Genomic DNA, 17,151 nt, shown 5'->3' with positions numbered 1-17,151 from the left:
TAGTTTTAGAATAAATAACAAATAAGACGAGAAAAAATGCGGATGTTTACTCAATTTTTAGTAAATTTGCGGATAAAAATAATAGAGGGTAATTTAGTATTTCAATTTAATATAAGTAAACTATTATGTCATTTTTAACAAACGAGAAACTTGTTATCGTCGGTGCAGGCGGTATGATTGGTTCAAACATGGCTCAGAGCGTTCTCACGCTTGGTCTCACTCCCAACGTGTGTCTTTATGATATCTACGAACCGGGACTTCACGGTGTAGCTAACGAAATAGCTCAATGTGGCTTTCCGGGTGCCAACATCACTTGGACAACCAATCCCGAAGAGGCATTCACCGGTGCCAAATACATCATCTCGTCAGGCGGCGCACCTCGCAAGGAGGGTATGACTCGCGAAGATTTGTTGAAAGGCAACTGCAAGATTGCCGCAGAATTCGGTGAGAATATTAAGAAATATTGTCCGGAGGTTAAATTTGTTGTCGTTATCTTCAACCCGGCTGATGTTACGGCACTCACGGCACTCATCCATTCCGGTTTGAAACCCAACCAGCTCACCTCTTTGGCTGCTCTCGACTCCACTCGTCTGCAACAAGCGCTGGCATTGGAGTTTGGTGTTCAGCAAGACAAAGTTACGGGTGCGCACACCTATGGCGGTCACGGCGAACAGATGGCAGTATTTGCATCGCAGGTTAAAATTGATGGCAAGCCACTGACGGAAATGAATTTGGCAGCCGATCGTTGGGAAAGCATCAAACACAGCACGGTACAGGGTGGTTCCACCATTATTAAACTGCGCGGACGTAGCTCCTTCCAAAGCCCGGCTCACAATGCGGTGAAGATGATAGAGGCTGCCATGGGTGGCGAGAAGTTCACGTTGCCTGCCGGTTGCTATGTGAACAACGATGAACTCGGCTTCCACAACGTAATGATGGCGATGCCGACGACAATTGACACCACCGGAGTTCACTATGAGCTACCAAAGGGTACAGATGAGGAAATGGCTTCGCTCAAGGCTTCTTACAACCACCTCTGCAAAATGCGTGAAGAGATTGTTAGTTTGGGTATCATCCCCGCTGTGGCTGAATGGAAGAAAGATAACAATAATCTCTGATTTGGGACATTGCTTCTTGACGATGAGAAGCAACCATAAAGAAAGGCATATCGAGAAGTCGATATGCCTTTCTTCTTGTCAAATTGAACCGGTTTGCCATCGCCGTAAGTGCATTATGGAAAATGTCAGGGACAGAGAAGAAGGGCACTGATAAACATTGGGCTGTGATTCTCGTCTTGAAAGTTTAGCTTTTAGAACGAGAAAGCATGGAGGTTGAAATCAGGTGTGGGGAATTGTCTGCCCCAAGATAAGAAAATTTGTGAAAAAGCAAGAAATCTCGCGCTTACTCAAACAGCCCCGTTACGCCTTCTTTTACTTTCTTGAAGAAGTTTGTCCAGCTCTTTGATTTAGATTCCTTTTGCGGTTGTTGATTTTGCTTGGTGGGGTGTTGTCTTTTTCGTGTTATCTTCTTGGGCTGCTCCAACTTGTTGTTTTCCTTCCATTCCGGGATGAATTCATAGCAGACACCCGCCAAACCGTATTCTATCTCCGGCACATGAATGATGTTTGGATTGGCAGCGTAGGGCACTTCTGTTTCCTTCTCCAGTCTTTCAACCTTGATGTAAGCCACGCCACTCGAAATCATGCCAATTTCTTTTGCCGCAGCATACGAGAGATCAACCACCCTTCCTCTGACAAATGGACCGCGATCGGTAACGCGCACCACTACTGAACGTCCGTTCTTGGTATTGGTAACTTTGAGTTTTGTACCGAAAGGTAGGGAGCGATGTGCGCAAGTGAAGTCGTCGCGGTTATAACGTTCGCCATTGCTCATCTTGCGTCCGTGCAGATTGTTGCTATAATAAGAGGCTTTACCACTCGTCTGTGCGTTGCACAATGACGAGATGGTAAAGCCTGCAAATGATGTTAATACTATTAGGAGGATTCTGATTTTCTTCATATTCAAAAGTTTTGTTCTGTTTCCTCCCTGTATTGTCGTCGCCACTTGTTTAGCTTGTGGCTGACGGAGAAAACCTATTAGATAATGCCTTGCTCAAGCATAGCCTGCGCAACCTTCATGAAGCCTGCGATGTTGGCACCTTTCACGTAGTCAACGCTACCATCCGGCTGTGTACCGAACTTAACGCACTGCTCGTGGATGCTTTGCATTATCCAGTGGAGTTTTTCGTTTACTTCTTCAGGAGCCCAATTGAGGTGAGCTGCGTTCTGAGTCATTTCAAGACCGGAAGTAGCAACACCACCTGCGTTTACAGCCTTGCCCGGTGCGAAGAGGATGCCGTTCTTTTGGAAGAAGTGGATGGCACCCGGTTGGCAACCCATGTTGGAAACCTCGCAGCAGCACCAACAACCATTAGCTTTCAGCTCCTTAGCGTCGTCTTCGCTCAGCTCGTTCTGGAATGCACATGGCAGAGCGATGTCGCAAGGAATGCTCCATGCTTTCTTGCCAGCTGTGAACTTAGCCTTGCCCGGGAACTTAGTAGCCATGTCTTCTACCTTGTTGCGGTTGGAAGAACGCATTTCGAGCATGTAGTCATTCATCTCGGCTGTCATTCCGTCAGGGATTTCGCAAACACCGTCAGGACCTGAGATAGCGATTACCTTACCGCCCAATTCTGTTGCTTTCTTTGAAGCACCCCAAGCCACGTTACCGAAGCCGGAGATAGCGATTTTCTTACCCTTGATGTCTTTGCCGGCTTTCTTGAGGAGGTGCTCTGTGAAGTAGAGTGCACCGAACCCTGTAGCTTCAGGACGGAAGAAAGAACCACCCCAGGTGAGACCTTTACCGGTGAGCACGCCCGTGTGGTATTGGCGTGTGAGTTTCTGATACATACCGTTCATGAAACCGATTTCGCGACCACCAACGCCTACGTCGCCGGCAGGGATATCCTGATCGGGACCGATATTGTGTTTGAGCTCGAGCATGAATGCTTGGCAGAAACGCATGATTTCAGCTTCAGACTTGCCTACCGGGTCGAAGTCGGAACCACCTTTACCACCGCCCATGGGCAATGTTGTCAGCGCGTTCTTGAAGGTCTGCTCGAAACCGAGGAACTTCAACATTGAAGGTGTAACAGCTTTGTGGAAACGAAGACCACCCTTGTACGGACCGATTGCGCTGTTGAACTGTACGCGATAGCCGAGGTTAGTCTGTACTTCGCCCTTATCGTCAATCCATGTAACGCGGAACGTGAAGATACGTTCAGGCTCTACCATTCTTTCGATGATTTTAGCCTTCTCGAATTCGGGATGCTGATTGTAAACTTCCTCGATAGATTCGAGAACCTCTTGCACTGCCTGCAAGTACTCAGACTCACCTGGATGCTTCTGCTCCAGAGCTTTCATAATTTTAAAAACTTCCATAGTAATTGTAACTTTAAATGTTTATGTTAGTGTTAGTTTGTCAAATGATACCGCAAATTTATCCAAATTAAATCAAAACACCAAAGAAAATCGTGTCTTTTTCTTCCCATCGCCAACAATATGTAATTTATTGATGCCAATTGGCTCAAGCTGTATTTTGCAAAAGAATAAAAAAAATATCAGTTTTGCAACTAAAAAGCATGAATGCAAGTGTTTATTTTGTATTTTTGTCGAAATTTAAGCCTTGGTAATTGCAGAAGTGCTTTTATGTGAAATATTTAATTTTCCTGACGAAAGTACGCATTTTAAAATTTTAATCAACTCTTTTAGCAAAGTGTCTAATCTATATCAATATAATAGGTAGGTGTCACACGATTTCCAGCGAGTAGTGCTGATAGTCCCTTACTATTGTGTAGAGGAATTTTTCCGCACTCGTTTTGTCATAGGAAATCCCGAGCATACTGTGTACTTTCTCGGCCAATAATTCTATTCTGTTGTTGCGTTCTTGCCCATAGTCAGAGTTGAGGGCTCGTTGGATGACGTCAATCTGCTTGAGAGTGAGGTCCTCTGCTTGCGGATAAACTGGCATATAGTTGCGCTCCAGATAAGAGAACTCGTCGAGCGAGACCTGCAATTGCCGGTAATTGTTCAGCTTGATGACCATCGTGCCTGCGGCGAGGTCGCCTAACCGTTGGCTGTTCTTGGTGAGGAGGATGGCTAATGCGCCCACTCCCATCATGTCAATGTCGATGATTTGCAACAGCCAACGCATGAAATAGTCGCCTATGGTGGGTGTGCTGCCATCTATTTTCACCACTTTAATATGCATGATCATCTTGCCGAGGCTCTGTCCGTTGTTGAAGAGCTCGAAGAGAAACGAATAGAGGATTGCCGGAAGAAAAACAAAGATGTAATAGCGGTTAATAGTGATGGCCTGTTCCATCAGCAGAATTATTCCAATGGCATAGGCAACCACTATGATGGCGTCTATTCCTCTTGCCACAAGGCGTGTCCCGATGCTGGCTGCGGTTTGATTGATGCGAACGTATTGTCCCGTAATGATATTGGATTCAGGCATGATCGTAGTCAAAAGAATTTCTGTTTTCTGTTGCAAATATAAGAATAAATCTGTACTTTTGCTGCTAAACTAAAGTAAAAGTACGGTCAGACCTCTAATTTCATGAAAGAGATATTGTTCATCCGGAATAACATTGACAAGTGGAGAGCTACGGAAAGCGTTGTGGAAAAAGCCACGAACGATTCACCGGACCACCTTGCCGATGTCTATACCGACCTGACGGCTGACCTTGCCTTTGCACAAACCCACTATCCCAACTCACGAATCACGGCTTATTTGAACAACCTTGCCTCGGCCTTGCACAACGAGATATATCGGAACAAGCGCGAGAAGTGGACAAGATTGATCACTTTCTGGTCGCAAGAAGTGCCCGATGTGATGTGGAACGAACGGCGGTTGCTCCTGATTTCCTTCCTGATTTTCGCCGTAAGTGACTTTGTCGGAGTGGTTTCAACGGTCGGCGACAGTGATTTCCCCCGTCTTATCATGGGCGATGCCTATATGGACATGACGATGGAGAACATCAAGGCTGGACATCCGATGGGTGTTTATGGTTTGTCTCCCTCGGATTCCATGTTCTGGCAAATCACCTTCAATAATATAATGGTGTCGTTCAATATCTTCGTGTCAGGTCTGCTCACAAGTTTCATTCCTGGATTGATACTCTTTCAGAATGGTTTGATGATCGGTTGCTTCGATACTTTCTTCTATCAACAGGGGCTTCTTGGCGAAAGCCTCATGGCAACCATGCTTCATGGCACGCTTGAGCTGTCGTCCATCATAGTGGCTGGTGCCGCTGGCTTGGCAATGGGTAATGGATGGCTCTTCCCTGGTACGTATTCCCGTCTTGAGAGCTTCAAGTGTGGTGCACGGCGAGGCATGAAAATAGTGGCTGGGACAGTACCTTTGTTTATCATAGCAGGATTCATTGAGAGTTTTCTCACACGGCATACAGACATGGGCGACGAGCTTCGGCTGACCATCATAGCCCTTTCGGCGATATTTGTCGTATTTTATTTTATTTATTTACCTTATAAACGTAATCACAATGCAGATAGAACGCCCCAAAATTCAACTCTATAAAGTTCGCTCTTTCGGCGATAAGTTTTCAGATACTTTCGACTTTCTCAAGGAAAACAGCAAATTATGGTTGAAAGGATGTTTGTATCTGCTCCTTCCTCTTAGCCTGTTGCAAGCGTTTTCGCTGAATTATTTGACCTCCATCTTTTCGGATATGGCAGTCAATGAGGCGGTAAACATAGGGGATTCCCTTGTCGTAAAACTAATCATATCTTATGTTTCTTATTTCATCTTTATCTTGATAGGAAGCATTCTCTTGGCGGCTTTTACCTATGCGATGATGCGTCATTACCACGAAAATGACGAACGACTGCGAGGGGTCACACTGAAAGACCTCAAACCGAAAATCATTAAGGCTGCCAAGCGTTCCCTCATTATGGGTTTAACTTTGGGAACGATTGTGTTGTTGTTATATGCGGTGTTTGGTTTGATAGTCTATCTTACGGAATGGTGGGGGATTCTCTTACTGCTTGTTTTGCTGGTTGTGGTCGCTATCGTACCCCTGTCATTGGCATACCCTATTTATATCTTCGAGGACAGTCAGACAGTGTTCAACTCTCTTAGGCAAAGCATAAGGCTAACGGCGCATCATTTTTGGGCTATCTTGGGCTTTTTGCTTGTGTTGAATATCCTTGCGAATGTCATTCAGGGGTGTTTCATGCTGCCATGGTACATCATGTTCTTGGTAAAAGCCTTGTTTGTGGTAAGCGACAATGAGAATCCCATAGTCAATTCATCCATCTTCAGCTTCGCTCTCTACCTTTTTGCTGTGATTCAGACTTTCGGAATGTATCTCTCAATGTCACTGAACACAATTGGCCTGGGCTATCAGTACGGTAGCTTGGCTGAGGAAATGGACGATGTCTCGGTAGATGAGGACATACAACGCTTTGAGGAAATGTCTGCCAAAAGCAAGGAAATAGATAATTTTGAGGACTTAGTCTAACTGCTTTGCCAATGCTCTCACAGCTCAAGGACACCCTAACGTGCGACAGTTCACTACTTCATCAGTTTCAGTCTGATGAGGCTTACAACTATGCTCGTGAGCTTGAAGCACCAGACAGCAGCTTGTTTGGATGGATTCTTCAGCAGATAAGCCGTTTCCTCGATGATGTGTTCTCCATCAAGTCCGATGGTGACGTGCGGATTTTGCTCTACATTCTTGTGGCGTTGACCCTGTTGGGCGTGGTAGGATATTTGCTCTGGCGCTACAAACCGGCCCTTTTCAGAACAGAAGGACGGTCGTCGAAAAATGCTTTCGAGGAGAACAACATCTACGGCATTGACTTTGAGGCGGAGTTTGATAAGGCACGGCGACTCAATGATTACAATCGGTGTGTGTGTATCGTCTATTTGCAGACGCTTCGCTGGTTGGCCGATAATCATCGCATAAACTGGCAGATATACAAGACCCCGACACAATACACCAAGGAATTCCTTTTGCCTGCTTTCGTTCGTTTCACGAATCTCTTTATGCGAGTTCGCTATGGAAATTATCAGGCTGACGGTGCCCAAGTGGCTTTGATGTTGGAGTTGCAGAAAGAAATAACGGAAGGAGGGCAACCATGAACCGTAAGTTTGTTTTGGGCGTTTTGGCTTTCCTTGTGTTTGTGTTTGTCCTCCAATGGAATGCTCCCAGCAAGTTTGTCTGGCAACCCACCTACCTTCACACCGACCGTCAGCCCTTTGGTTGTGCCGTATTCGACTCGCTGGTGCAGAGTTCACTATCTCAAGACTATTCTGTTACCAACAAAACCTTGCCCCAACTGCTGTCAGAAGGTAAACAACCTCGTGCAATAATGGTAAATGCCATCAACTTCACACCGACCGTAACAGATTTGAAAGCTATGAAACAGCTGCTTCGCAGAGGAAATAAAATCATGTTGGTGGTGCACGACTATAGACCAGAGAGCAGGTGTGTAGATGTAATTCCTGTCTGGATTGACAGTTATGGTACCTTCAGCCCACGTATGGTGCAAATCAGTCTGCAGCAGATGGGCGATCCGATGGATACCCTTTGGTGGGCGGACCAAAAACCTTATCAGAAACGAATGTTCCGTGTTTACTATCCATTGATGAGTGGTGGCTTTGAATACAGAAAAAGAATAGAGTGTGACACCTTGCTGCAATACAGGAAGCTGGATATCGAACTTGCCGACACGCAGGCCATACAGCCTACAACCGAGGGTTGGCAACCAAAGATAATCTCCATGCGCATAGGCAAGGGTACGCTTTTGCTTAATGCTGTCCCGCAGTTGTTCACCAATTACGGGATACTTGATAAGGATATCAATCCGTTGATTTTTCGAACCATATCACAGTTTGGCAACATGGAGGTGGTGAGGACGCAGGCCTATCTGCCGAAATCGTCCAGCGGATCAAACTCTCCGTTGAGCTATTTCTTAGAGAAGGAGCCACTCCGATGGGCTGTCTATCTTGCTCTCTTCGGACTCCTGCTTTTCTTTGTCTTCACGGCACGTCGTCGCCAGCGTGTCATCCCCGTTGTCACACCACCAGAAAACAAATCGCTTGAGTTTGTGAGACTCATCGGAACCCTCTATCATCAGCACCACGACAATCGCGACATCCTGACAAAGAAGTGTAATTACTTTGCCGAAACCATCCGTCGCAGTATCATGGCCGACATCATGGCCGATGAAGAGCAGCGCGAAACGGTGACGCTGATAACCAACCACACAGGGCTGACCCGTCAGGAAGTGGAAAATACCTTACTGAAAATAAGAAAGCTGAAAGATGCCGCCAAGACATCAGACTCCGAACTGAAAGAGCTTGTTGACGCTATGGACAAAATATTGAACCAATTATAAATGCAATAGAAAATTATGGAAGAGAATACAGTTGAACGAACCGACCTGACCGTTTTCAGTGGCAAGATTGCTGAGGTACATCAGCAGATAGGCAATGTGATTGTAGGACAGCAACAGGCTGTTGATCTCATACTGACAGCAATCCTCGCCGATGGACATGTGCTCATTGAGGGTGTGCCAGGTGTCGCAAAAACACTGCTGGCACGTCTGGTCTCAAAATTGATTGATGCCCGTTTCTCGCGCATTCAATTCACGCCCGACCTGATGCCGAGTGATGTTCTCGGAACAACAGTGTTCAACATGCAGACCTCACAGTTCGATTTCCACGAGGGACCGGTTTTCTCGCAACTTGTTTTGGTGGATGAAATCAACCGCGCCCCAGCCAAGACACAGGCCGCCCTCTTCGAGGTGATGGAGGAACGACAGGTCACCATCGACGGCACGACAAGGCAGATGGGCGACCTATATACAATCATTGCTACGCAGAATCCTGTCGAACAAGAAGGTACATATCGCCTTCCCGAAGCGCAGCTCGACCGTTTCTTGTTTAAAGTGACGATGGATTATCCTTCTTTGGAGGACGAAATAAACATATTGAAGCGTCATCAGGCCAAACGAAACCTCGTCCGCCTTGAAGGTGTGCGGCCTGTTCTCTCCATCGATGAATTGCTTGGCATGCGCAAGATGCTTGAGAAAGTCTATGTCGAAGAGAGTCTCATTGGCTACATTGCCTCCATTGTTCAGCGGTCGCGCACCTCAAAGGCAGTCTATCTCGGAGCGAGCCCCCGTGCGTCGGTGGCCATTCTCAACGCCTCCAAGGCCTATGCTCTTCTCAATGGCCGCGACTTCGTTGCGCCAGACGACATCAAGTTTGTAGCGCCGAGTGTACTTCAGCACCGTCTCATGCTCACCGCTGAGGCGGAGATGGAAGGCTACACACCGCTGAAGGTTGCCCAGCGGCTGATAGAGAAGGTGGAAGTGCCCAAGTAAGGAACGAAAAATTTCCCAATTCTTTTAACTCTTCATCATCAGAAAAGATTATCAATGTACCTATCTCGAAGGTTTTACATCTTGTTGACGGCCAATGCTCTGATTATCGGACTTGGTTTTGCTTTTCCTCTGTTGTTCACGATAGGGAAAGGATTGTTGTGCGCTTTTCTGGCAATTTTGTTGACCGATGCTGTGCTACTCTATTATAAAAAGGCCGTTAAAGCAACGCGTGAGTGTGCCGACCGCCTGTCAAATGGCGATGACAACAAAGTGGTAATCAAGGTTGAGAGTGCCTATCCGTTTATGATTAGGACGACGGTCATCGATGAGACACCCGCAGTCTTTCAGCGCAGAGACGTGGAATACCGTCTCGTCATCCCCGCACATGCTGTCCGCCGACTTACCTACACGTTGCGCCCTGTCAGACGGGGAGAATATGACTTCGGCAAGATACGTATCTTTGCGCATACCATGCTGGGGTTAGTGGAGCGCCGATACACAGAGGGCGAGGACAAAAATGTGAAAGTCTATCCTTCCTATCTCATGCTGAACCATTACGAACTGTTGGCCATGAGCAACAACCTCACTGATATGGGCATCAAACGCATCCGTCGTGTGGGCAACAACACTGAGTTCGAGCAGATAAAGGAGTATGTGAAAGGCGACGAATACCGTTCCATCAATTGGAAGGCCAGTGCCCGTCGTAATCAATTGATGGTGAATGTCTATCAAGAGGAACGGTCGCAACAGGTCTATTCGGTGATAGACAAAGGACGCGTCATGCAGCAAGCGTTCAATGGTATGACGCTTTTGGACTATAGTATCAATGCGTCGCTGGTGCTTTCCTATGTTGCCATTCACCGGGAGGACAAGGCCGGACTGATAACCTTCTCCGATGAGCTCGACACATTGCTCACCCCGTCTCGCCGTCCGGGGCAAATGCAGCACATTCTCGGTGCTCTCTACAATCAGCGGACCAATTTCAGCGAGACCGACTTCAGCAATCTTTGTGTAAATGTGAACAAACAAATCAGCAAACGGAGCCTACTGGTTCTCTACACCAACTTTTCGGGAATGTCGGCCCTGCAGAGGCAGTTGTCTTACCTGAAGATGCTCAGCCGACGCCATCGCCTGCTGGTGGTTTTCTTTGAGGATTCGGAATTGAACGACTTTATAAAGTCCGACAAACGCACCACGGAGGATTATTACCAGCATGTCATAGCTGAGAAATTCGCCTACGAGAAACGTCTCATTGTCACAAAACTCCAACAGCATGGCATCCTAAGTCTGCTGACAAGGCCCGAAGCGCTCAGCATAGATGTCATTAATAAGTACCTGGAATTGAAGCAAAGACAAATGCTGACGTAAAAATCCCAATAAATAAGGATTGCGATTGTTTTCCATATTGTTTACTTTTGCATCCGTTTTCAGACTCGAAAAAACTTCAAACAATATGAGATTCAAAACAAATTTACGAAAACTGACATGCCTTTTGCTGCTGTCGATGGCTGGTGTTTCGGCCATGGCTGCCGACTACGTGCATGTCAAGGTCAGCGATGCTGACGGAACGGCGACGTTCTTCGCATTAGCCGACAAACCTGTAGTGTCTTTCACATCCGATTTTCTGGTACTTACGACCAAAAAGCAAACGGTTCAGTATCCCATTGCCGATTATCGCAAGATTGAATTTACAGAAGCCACTGGCATAACATCGGTTGATGCCAGCTCCAAAACAGGCATCTTTACCATCGGCAGCTCCCTTAAGGGTGAGCAACTCCCAGCTGGCCGCAAGGTGACGGTCTATGCTGTCAACGGCGAGGTGATTGGCAGCGCAACCGCAAGTCAGTGCGGAACAGTTGAGATACCACTCAACGGAAAGTCTGGCATATTTATCGTAAAAACATATTCTAAAACATTCAAATTCATCGTTAAATGAAAAAAATATTTTTACTCCTCGTTGTTGTCCTGACGGCAGCTTCTTATACCCATGCACAAACAGTAGTCGTAAACAAAAATGACGGTACGTCGGTAACATTTAATGCCAGCGACATCAAGAGCATTGAGTTCAGTCCTGTCGCTGAAAACACAATCGAAGGGTCATATACGGGAAAGAACTCGCTGATAGCATTCGGACTGGGGCCTTACAATGTTGAGAATGCCACCTATACCATCAGCAAGAATGCCGATGGCACTATCAATGTGACAAGTTCAAAGGAAACCTACACTGGGACACCGATGGGCAACATCGTCCTTGACACCTACACCATCAGCAATTTGGCTTTCGACGCCGCGAAGAACGCTTACTTCCGCGATTACAGGAATGATGGTATCAAGTTCACCTGCAAACTGGGACCAGCTCCTGAAGGCCAGTATGAGGCGAAAAAACTTGGCGACATGACTGTGTCGTTCGATGAACAAGGCGGAGTAACCATACTTAACAACTACAAACTGGGCAAATCTCCAGCTGCCATCCACGCTACATTTACTGGGAAAAAGTAGGCTTACGGATTGTCAGCACTTACGCAAGGTTGATGAAACCATAAAAAAGGAAATGGGAACGCTGCTTCTCGTTTCCTTTTTTTATCCAAATCGCTCGTCTGGGGCAGTACTGATTTTATTTGATTGCGAGCAGTTTGTTTATCGTTCTTTTAAATGACCGATATGGTCTTATTCTCATGAGTTGTCATAGAGTTTCATGCTGAACTGTAATTGGTCATTGACGCCGTACACAAAGCAAAGTTTTCGATACCGAATGGGGATCTGCGATTCGATGTTTGGTTGGAGGTGAATATCCTTTCCTAAGCTATCGCATGGCAAAAGCTCACCTTTTGTTTTGCAAAAGGTCAGCTATTGAACGGCGAAAGCTCATCTTTTGTAAGTGAGAATATAATTCCTTGGTATTCAGTGGGTTGCTTTTTGTCTGAAAAATCTTCTGATAATGGGATGTGTTGAAAGGGTTTGCCCGACTTGCAAGGTCGGGCAATACGCAGCCTTCACCTACCAGTTCATAATCTTTTGCAGAAAAGGCGTGAGTTCCTCTGCCATCCGCCCGTGCTGGAGGAGGCTCGGATGCCAACAGGCTCCGTAGCCGAGGTCGCCCGTCTGTGGTGTGAATGCGAACCGATAGATGTCTTTGTCGCCTTTTTCGTTGAACTCCCTCGTGAGTTTATCGAGGATGCTGCCTTGGATGTTATGCGTTTTTTCGGCCATCATCGGACCATTGAGCAGTACGATCTTCGCATTGGGATACGCCGTCCGCACTTTCAGGAGAAACTTGCGATAGGCTTTTTCATACAATGACGCATCGTAGTTGTTGGTAGAGAAGTCGTTGGTGCCCAGATTGATGCAGACCACTTGCGGTGTCCATTTCGTAAAATCCCATTTCTCTCGGTTGTCTCCGTAGATGGTGTTGTAGAACTCTTCTTGCATGGTAATCTTGTTTCCGCTTCTCGGTCCATTGTAATTCCTATAAACACCGATGCCGCTTCTGGCAACAGCGGTGTGTAGCGCATGAAGATTGCGACTTACGATACCGGCATAACTCATGTAGTGGTTTGCCGTCTCGTCCTCGTAAGGGTCGGCTTTGTCTGTGCTTTCAATGCCATAAGCACAAGTTATGGAATTGCCGATGAACTCTATTCTGCGGTCGGGGAGTTCGGGAGGCGTAATCAGTTTGCATCCTTCGTCCAATACAAATCCGCGAAACTCCGCATGTCGGGACATGCCTTCTATGGTGTAGGTTAGTTTCACTTCATGCGTACCTTCGGGAAGAGCTACAGCCAAATTTACAACCGAGTCTTTTGGAGCGTTGAAGCTCACCTTGAAAGGTGCTGCATTGTCGATTTCACACATGAAATAACCGCTTTTGGGCTTTGCAATCATCTTGAGCGACGTACCTTCAAACCGTGCGATAATTTCTATACCGGGCCAATTGAACATCGGACGTTCCACATCTTTGAAGCTGATGCGCCCCACATAACGGATGTTCTTGTCCGAGGGGCTGATGATGGAACCCTTTATGGGTAGCGTGGTCGATGCAGAGATGGTTATTGTCGTAAAGACTATGCAAATAATTGCAAATAGTTTATTTTTCATTGTAAAACATATGCTTTTATAATTTGCAAAGATATGGTAATTTTTGTATAACGACAAATCAATTTTTATACTTTTTGTTACTTTTGCAAACATGAACAAAGATTTGAACACGTACTATCATCGTCAAGTAGATGAACTTTCAAAAGCACTTATCGCGTTGCGTGCAAAGAGTAAGAGGTTTGTAGTGAGCGAAGTTCTTTCTTTTCTGTCGATAATTGTTTTTATAGTTCTTTTTACCATGTTGGAGAACGGAGCATGGACATTGTTGTTGGCACTGGCTTTTTTGTTTTTTTACTTTCTCATACGGCACAGAGATATATTGAACGACCAACGAATAGAAAAGAATGAAAATCTGAAATTGGTTTATGAAAAAGAACTTTGTTATCAAAAGGGAGATTTCTCTAAATTCGATAACGGAAAACGTTATATAGACACAATGCATCAATTTACATACGATCTTGATGTTTTTGGAGAAGGCTCTCTTTTTCAGCGCATCAATCGCACCATATCATCGGGTGGCAGCGATTGTTTGGCTGCGCATCTTTCCGGGAATTGGGAAGCAATGTCGGCAACAGAACTTGTGAAACACATTAAACAGCGTGGCATAACCATAGCCGAATTAAGCTCCAATGAATATTTTGTGTCGCATTTTAAGGCGCAGGGAGTACAAAAGATGATAGACACGGATGCCGTGAAAAAAGCTTTTGCCAATATTTCCGGCATTAAAATACCCGGTTATTTTTCCACTCAGTTATTTCGTCTTTTCATTTACGCAAACCTGACCGGGTTTTATTTTAGCGTGTTCTTTTCGATACGGGGCTTCCTTCCGGGTGTTCTTCCGTTGTGGTGGGGCATGTTTAATTTCTTTTTGGCAATGCTTTGTTCGCATAAATACATTAAACTGATAAATGAAGTCGTTTCAAAATTACAAGCTCAGATAAGAGGTTACGTGAACATCTCATCATTGGTCAATGAACAAACTTTTCAATCACCGGAACTCATCACGTTGAAGGCACAACTTTTGAGCGCAAAAGATTCGCTCGAACGATTGGAGCGCATCCTACAGAAAATAGATAACCGCAGCAATGAATTGGGAGTTGTGCTTTTTAACAGTTTCGGACTTTTGGATATCATCATCGTTCGGCATTTCCTAAATTGGCAGAAAACATGTGGGAGTGTTGCCGACAAGTGGATTGGAACTGTCGGAACTTTTGATGTTTTGGTGTCGATGGCGACTTTCAACATGAATGAAGATAAAGCAAATGCCGCAAACGTTGTCGAACAAAATGAGGTTTGCTATGAAGCACGAGCGATTTATCATCCGTTTTTGGGTGAGAAAGCCGTGAAAAATGATTTTAACATTCATCATCTCGACTATTCTATCATTACCGGAGCAAATATGGCAGGTAAGAGCACATTTCTCCGCACGCTGGGAGTGAATTATATTCTTGCCATGAATGCTCTGCCGGTTTTTGCCGATTCTATGAGGGTATCTGTTTTTCGGTTGTTTACCAATATGCGAACTACCGACGATCTGACACATGGCATTTCTTATTTTAATGCCGAACTGCTTCGCTTGCGCCAACTTATCGACTCGCTGCGACCCACTGTGCCAAGCCTTATTATCTTAGATGAAATACTCAAAGGCACCAATTCGCTTGATAAACTCAATGGCTCCCGACTTTTCCTTCAATATATATCTGAGAAAAACGTTACGGGCGTCATTGCCACTCATGATCTCGAACTATCCAAACTTGCGGATGAAATGCCTGGACGTTTCCATAATTATTGTTTTGAAATAGAGTTGGGAGAGAGGATAACCTATTCTTATAAAATAACATCCGGCGTGGCGCGCAATCAGAATGCAACGTTTTTGCTGAAGAATATTTTGAAAACTTGAGGATGGTATCTAAGCTGTGTAACGAAATTATTGCCGCGAATTGATAAATAAACAACAAAGAGCGTTATTTTAACAATAACTTTATATGAAATCTTGATTGAGGTTTGGTTTTCAGAAAATAAAATGTTATTTTTGCAAATGACAAGAATAAAGATGGTTATTCATTTTTAAATACATAATATTATCATGGCAGTAAATTACAAGGACTTAGGACTCGTAAACACTCGTGAGATGTTTAAGAGAGCAATTGACGGCGGATGGGCTGTTCCGGCATTCAACTTCAACAACCTCGAACAGCTTCAGGCAATCATTACCGCCTCTTCCAATATGAAATCGCCTGTTATTCTTCAGGTGTCGAAGGGTGCACGCAAGTATGCTAACCAAACGCTTCTTCGTTATCTTGCCGAAGGTGCCGTAGAGTTTGCCAAGGAATTGGGTTGCAAACATCCGGAAATCGTGCTCCATCTTGACCATGGCGACAGCTTCGAAGTTTGTAAGAGTTGTGTGGATTTTGGATTCTCATCGGTAATGATTGATGGATCGGCACTTCCTTACGAGGAGAATGTTGCCTTGACAAAGAAAGTCGTTGATTATGCTCATCAGTTTGATGTAACCGTTGAGGGCGAACTTGGGGTGCTTGCCGGCGTTGAAGATGACGTTGTGGCAGAGGAATCGCACTACACCAGACCGGAGGAAGTGGTGGATTTTGCTACTCGTACCGGCTGCGACTCTTTGGCTATTTCCATTGGTACATCACATGGTGCATATAAGTTCACACCGGAGCAATGCACGCGTGATCCGAAGACCGGTAGATTGATACCTCCTCCATTGGCATTCGATGTGTTGGAGGCTGTGGAGAAACAACTCCCCGGATTCCCCATCGTGCTGCACGGATCTTCTTCCGTTCCCGAAAAATATGTGGATATTATCAATGCCAATGGTGGCAAGCTGCCCAATGCCGTTGGTATTCCTGAAGAGCAGCTTCGCAAGGCTACCAAGAGTGCCGTATGCAAAATCAATATCGACTCCGATTCTCGCCTCGCTTTCACGGCAGGTGTTCGCCAAACGATGGTGGAACATCCCGAGTATTTCGACCCACGTCAGTATTGTGGCAAGGCACGCGAATACATGATCGACTTGTACAGCGAGAAAATCAAGGATGTACTCGGCTCGGACAATAAACTTGCCAACCTCGATTAATACATCCGGGATTGGTTGAATATAAAACAAATGGCGGTGGTTTCGTTAATGAAATCACCGCTATTTTTATTTCGGTTCTGTTCGCTCTGTTTGTAAAGAATATTCGTAATTATTTCCATAGCTAGTCGTCCCTTGAAAAGTAAATAACCTATTGATTATCAATAAAATAGCCTTTCTATTATTTGTATATATCTACAAGTTTTTGTATCTTTGCATGGTAAAATCTTGCAAATCAACAATGTATAAATCTCCATCCAACACCCATCAGGTATCAATGTTTTGGGACTTGGCATCCATGCTCAATCCCACCCATCCAATGTACAAACTTGCCAATCTGATAAATTGGGAAACCTTTGAGCGTTCCTTTGCCCCCTTGTACTGTAAGGACAACGGACGCATGGCCAAGCCTATCCGCCTGATGGTCGGTCTTATAGTGCTGAAGCATATTCGCAACGTCTCGGACGAGAGCGTCGTGGAACAGTTCTCGGAGAACGCCTACTACCAGTATTTTTGCGGAATGGAATCCTTCACCATCGCCAA

The 17,151-nt window shown here is 45.5% G+C and carries 16 protein-coding genes; 12 read left to right on the top strand and 4 right to left on the bottom strand.

Annotated features, from left to right (window positions below):
- Positions 1-125 precede the first annotated feature (125 nt).
- A complete protein-coding gene (locus tag E0E16_RS08990; protein ID WP_130830033.1) occupies positions 126-1,118 on the top strand; it encodes a malate dehydrogenase in 993 nt (330 codons plus the stop codon).
- A 283-nt stretch (positions 1,119-1,401) separates the two neighbouring features.
- Here E0E16_RS08990 and E0E16_RS08985 read toward each other — a convergent pair whose 3' ends face one another.
- The 3 genes from E0E16_RS08985 to E0E16_RS08975 all read right to left on the bottom strand — a co-directional run bounded on the left by E0E16_RS08985 (position 1,402) and on the right by E0E16_RS08975 (position 4,518).
- The gene (locus E0E16_RS08985) at positions 1,402-2,019 is read right to left on the bottom strand and encodes a septal ring lytic transglycosylase RlpA family protein (RefSeq protein ID WP_130830032.1); all 618 of its coding nucleotides are present in this window, start codon (positions 2,017-2,019) and stop codon (positions 1,402-1,404) included.
- Positions 2,020-2,096: 77 nt separating this feature from the next.
- Positions 2,097-3,440, bottom strand: a complete 1,344-nt coding sequence (gdhA, locus tag E0E16_RS08980; protein ID WP_130830031.1) for an NADP-specific glutamate dehydrogenase — start codon at positions 3,438-3,440, stop codon at positions 2,097-2,099.
- Positions 3,441-3,807: 367 nt separating this feature from the next.
- Positions 3,808-4,518, bottom strand: a complete 711-nt coding sequence (locus E0E16_RS08975) for an RDD family protein (protein ID WP_130830030.1) — start codon at positions 4,516-4,518, stop codon at positions 3,808-3,810.
- Positions 4,519-4,620: 102 nt separating this feature from the next.
- Here E0E16_RS08975 and E0E16_RS08970 point away from each other — a divergent pair, with 102 nt between their 5' ends.
- From E0E16_RS08970 to E0E16_RS08935, 8 genes are all read left to right on the top strand, one after another.
- The gene (locus tag E0E16_RS08970) at positions 4,621-5,601 is read left to right on the top strand and encodes a stage II sporulation protein M (protein ID WP_130830029.1); all 981 of its coding nucleotides are present in this window, start codon (positions 4,621-4,623) and stop codon (positions 5,599-5,601) included.
- A complete protein-coding gene (locus tag E0E16_RS08965; RefSeq protein ID WP_130830028.1) occupies positions 5,567-6,544 on the top strand; it encodes a hypothetical protein in 978 nt (325 codons plus the stop codon). Before E0E16_RS08970 ends, E0E16_RS08965 begins: the two co-directional genes overlap by 35 nt.
- 11 nt (positions 6,545-6,555) lie before the next feature.
- Positions 6,556-7,167 (top strand): DUF4129 domain-containing protein, encoded by a 612-nt coding sequence (locus E0E16_RS08960; protein WP_130830626.1) that lies wholly within the window; start codon positions 6,556-6,558, stop codon positions 7,165-7,167.
- A complete protein-coding gene (locus E0E16_RS08955; protein WP_130830027.1) occupies positions 7,164-8,426 on the top strand; it encodes a DUF4350 family protein in 1,263 nt (420 codons plus the stop codon). The genes E0E16_RS08960 and E0E16_RS08955 overlap by 4 nt, the downstream gene beginning before the upstream one ends.
- Positions 8,427-8,441: 15 nt before the next feature.
- Positions 8,442-9,416: an AAA family ATPase gene (locus tag E0E16_RS08950; RefSeq protein ID WP_130830026.1), complete on the top strand. Its 975-nt coding sequence runs from the start codon at positions 8,442-8,444 to the stop codon at positions 9,414-9,416.
- A gap of 54 nt (positions 9,417-9,470) precedes the next feature.
- Positions 9,471-10,784 carry a DUF58 domain-containing protein gene (locus E0E16_RS08945; protein WP_130830025.1) on the top strand — a complete coding sequence of 438 codons (1,314 nt, stop codon included), beginning with the start codon at positions 9,471-9,473 and terminating at the stop codon, positions 10,782-10,784.
- A gap of 85 nt (positions 10,785-10,869) precedes the next feature.
- Entirely contained in the window at positions 10,870-11,352 is a 483-nt protein-coding gene (locus E0E16_RS08940) for a T9SS C-terminal target domain-containing protein (RefSeq protein ID WP_130830024.1), read from the top strand.
- On the top strand, positions 11,349-11,915 hold the full coding sequence (locus E0E16_RS08935; protein ID WP_130830023.1) for a calycin-like domain-containing protein: 567 nt from the start codon (positions 11,349-11,351) through the stop codon (positions 11,913-11,915). The genes E0E16_RS08940 and E0E16_RS08935 overlap by 4 nt, the downstream gene beginning before the upstream one ends.
- Positions 11,916-12,413: 498 nt before the next feature.
- Here the strand turns inward: E0E16_RS08935 and E0E16_RS08930 are convergent, their stop codons facing one another.
- On the bottom strand, positions 12,414-13,511 hold the full coding sequence (locus E0E16_RS08930) for an SGNH/GDSL hydrolase family protein (protein WP_130830022.1): 1,098 nt from the start codon (positions 13,509-13,511) through the stop codon (positions 12,414-12,416).
- 91 nt (positions 13,512-13,602) lie between these two features.
- On the opposite strand from E0E16_RS08930, the gene E0E16_RS08925 reads away from it, so the two are divergent.
- The 3 genes from E0E16_RS08925 to E0E16_RS08915 all read left to right on the top strand — a co-directional run.
- The gene (locus E0E16_RS08925; RefSeq protein WP_130830021.1) at positions 13,603-15,411 is read left to right on the top strand and encodes a MutS-related protein; all 1,809 of its coding nucleotides are present in this window, start codon (positions 13,603-13,605) and stop codon (positions 15,409-15,411) included.
- A 186-nt stretch (positions 15,412-15,597) separates the two neighbouring features.
- Positions 15,598-16,611: a class II fructose-bisphosphate aldolase gene (locus tag E0E16_RS08920; protein WP_130830020.1), complete on the top strand. Its 1,014-nt coding sequence runs from the start codon at positions 15,598-15,600 to the stop codon at positions 16,609-16,611.
- A 274-nt stretch (positions 16,612-16,885) separates the two neighbouring features.
- Positions 16,886-17,151 (top strand): transposase (locus E0E16_RS08915; RefSeq protein ID WP_439650612.1); only part of this gene is annotated, 266 nt, incomplete at its 3' end.

Origin of the sequence: Prevotella rectalis, assembly GCF_900607215.1 — a bacterium.
Lineage (GTDB): Bacteria > Bacteroidota > Bacteroidia > Bacteroidales > Bacteroidaceae > Prevotella > Prevotella brunnea.
This window is presented reverse-complemented; position numbering and strand designations above follow the sequence as displayed.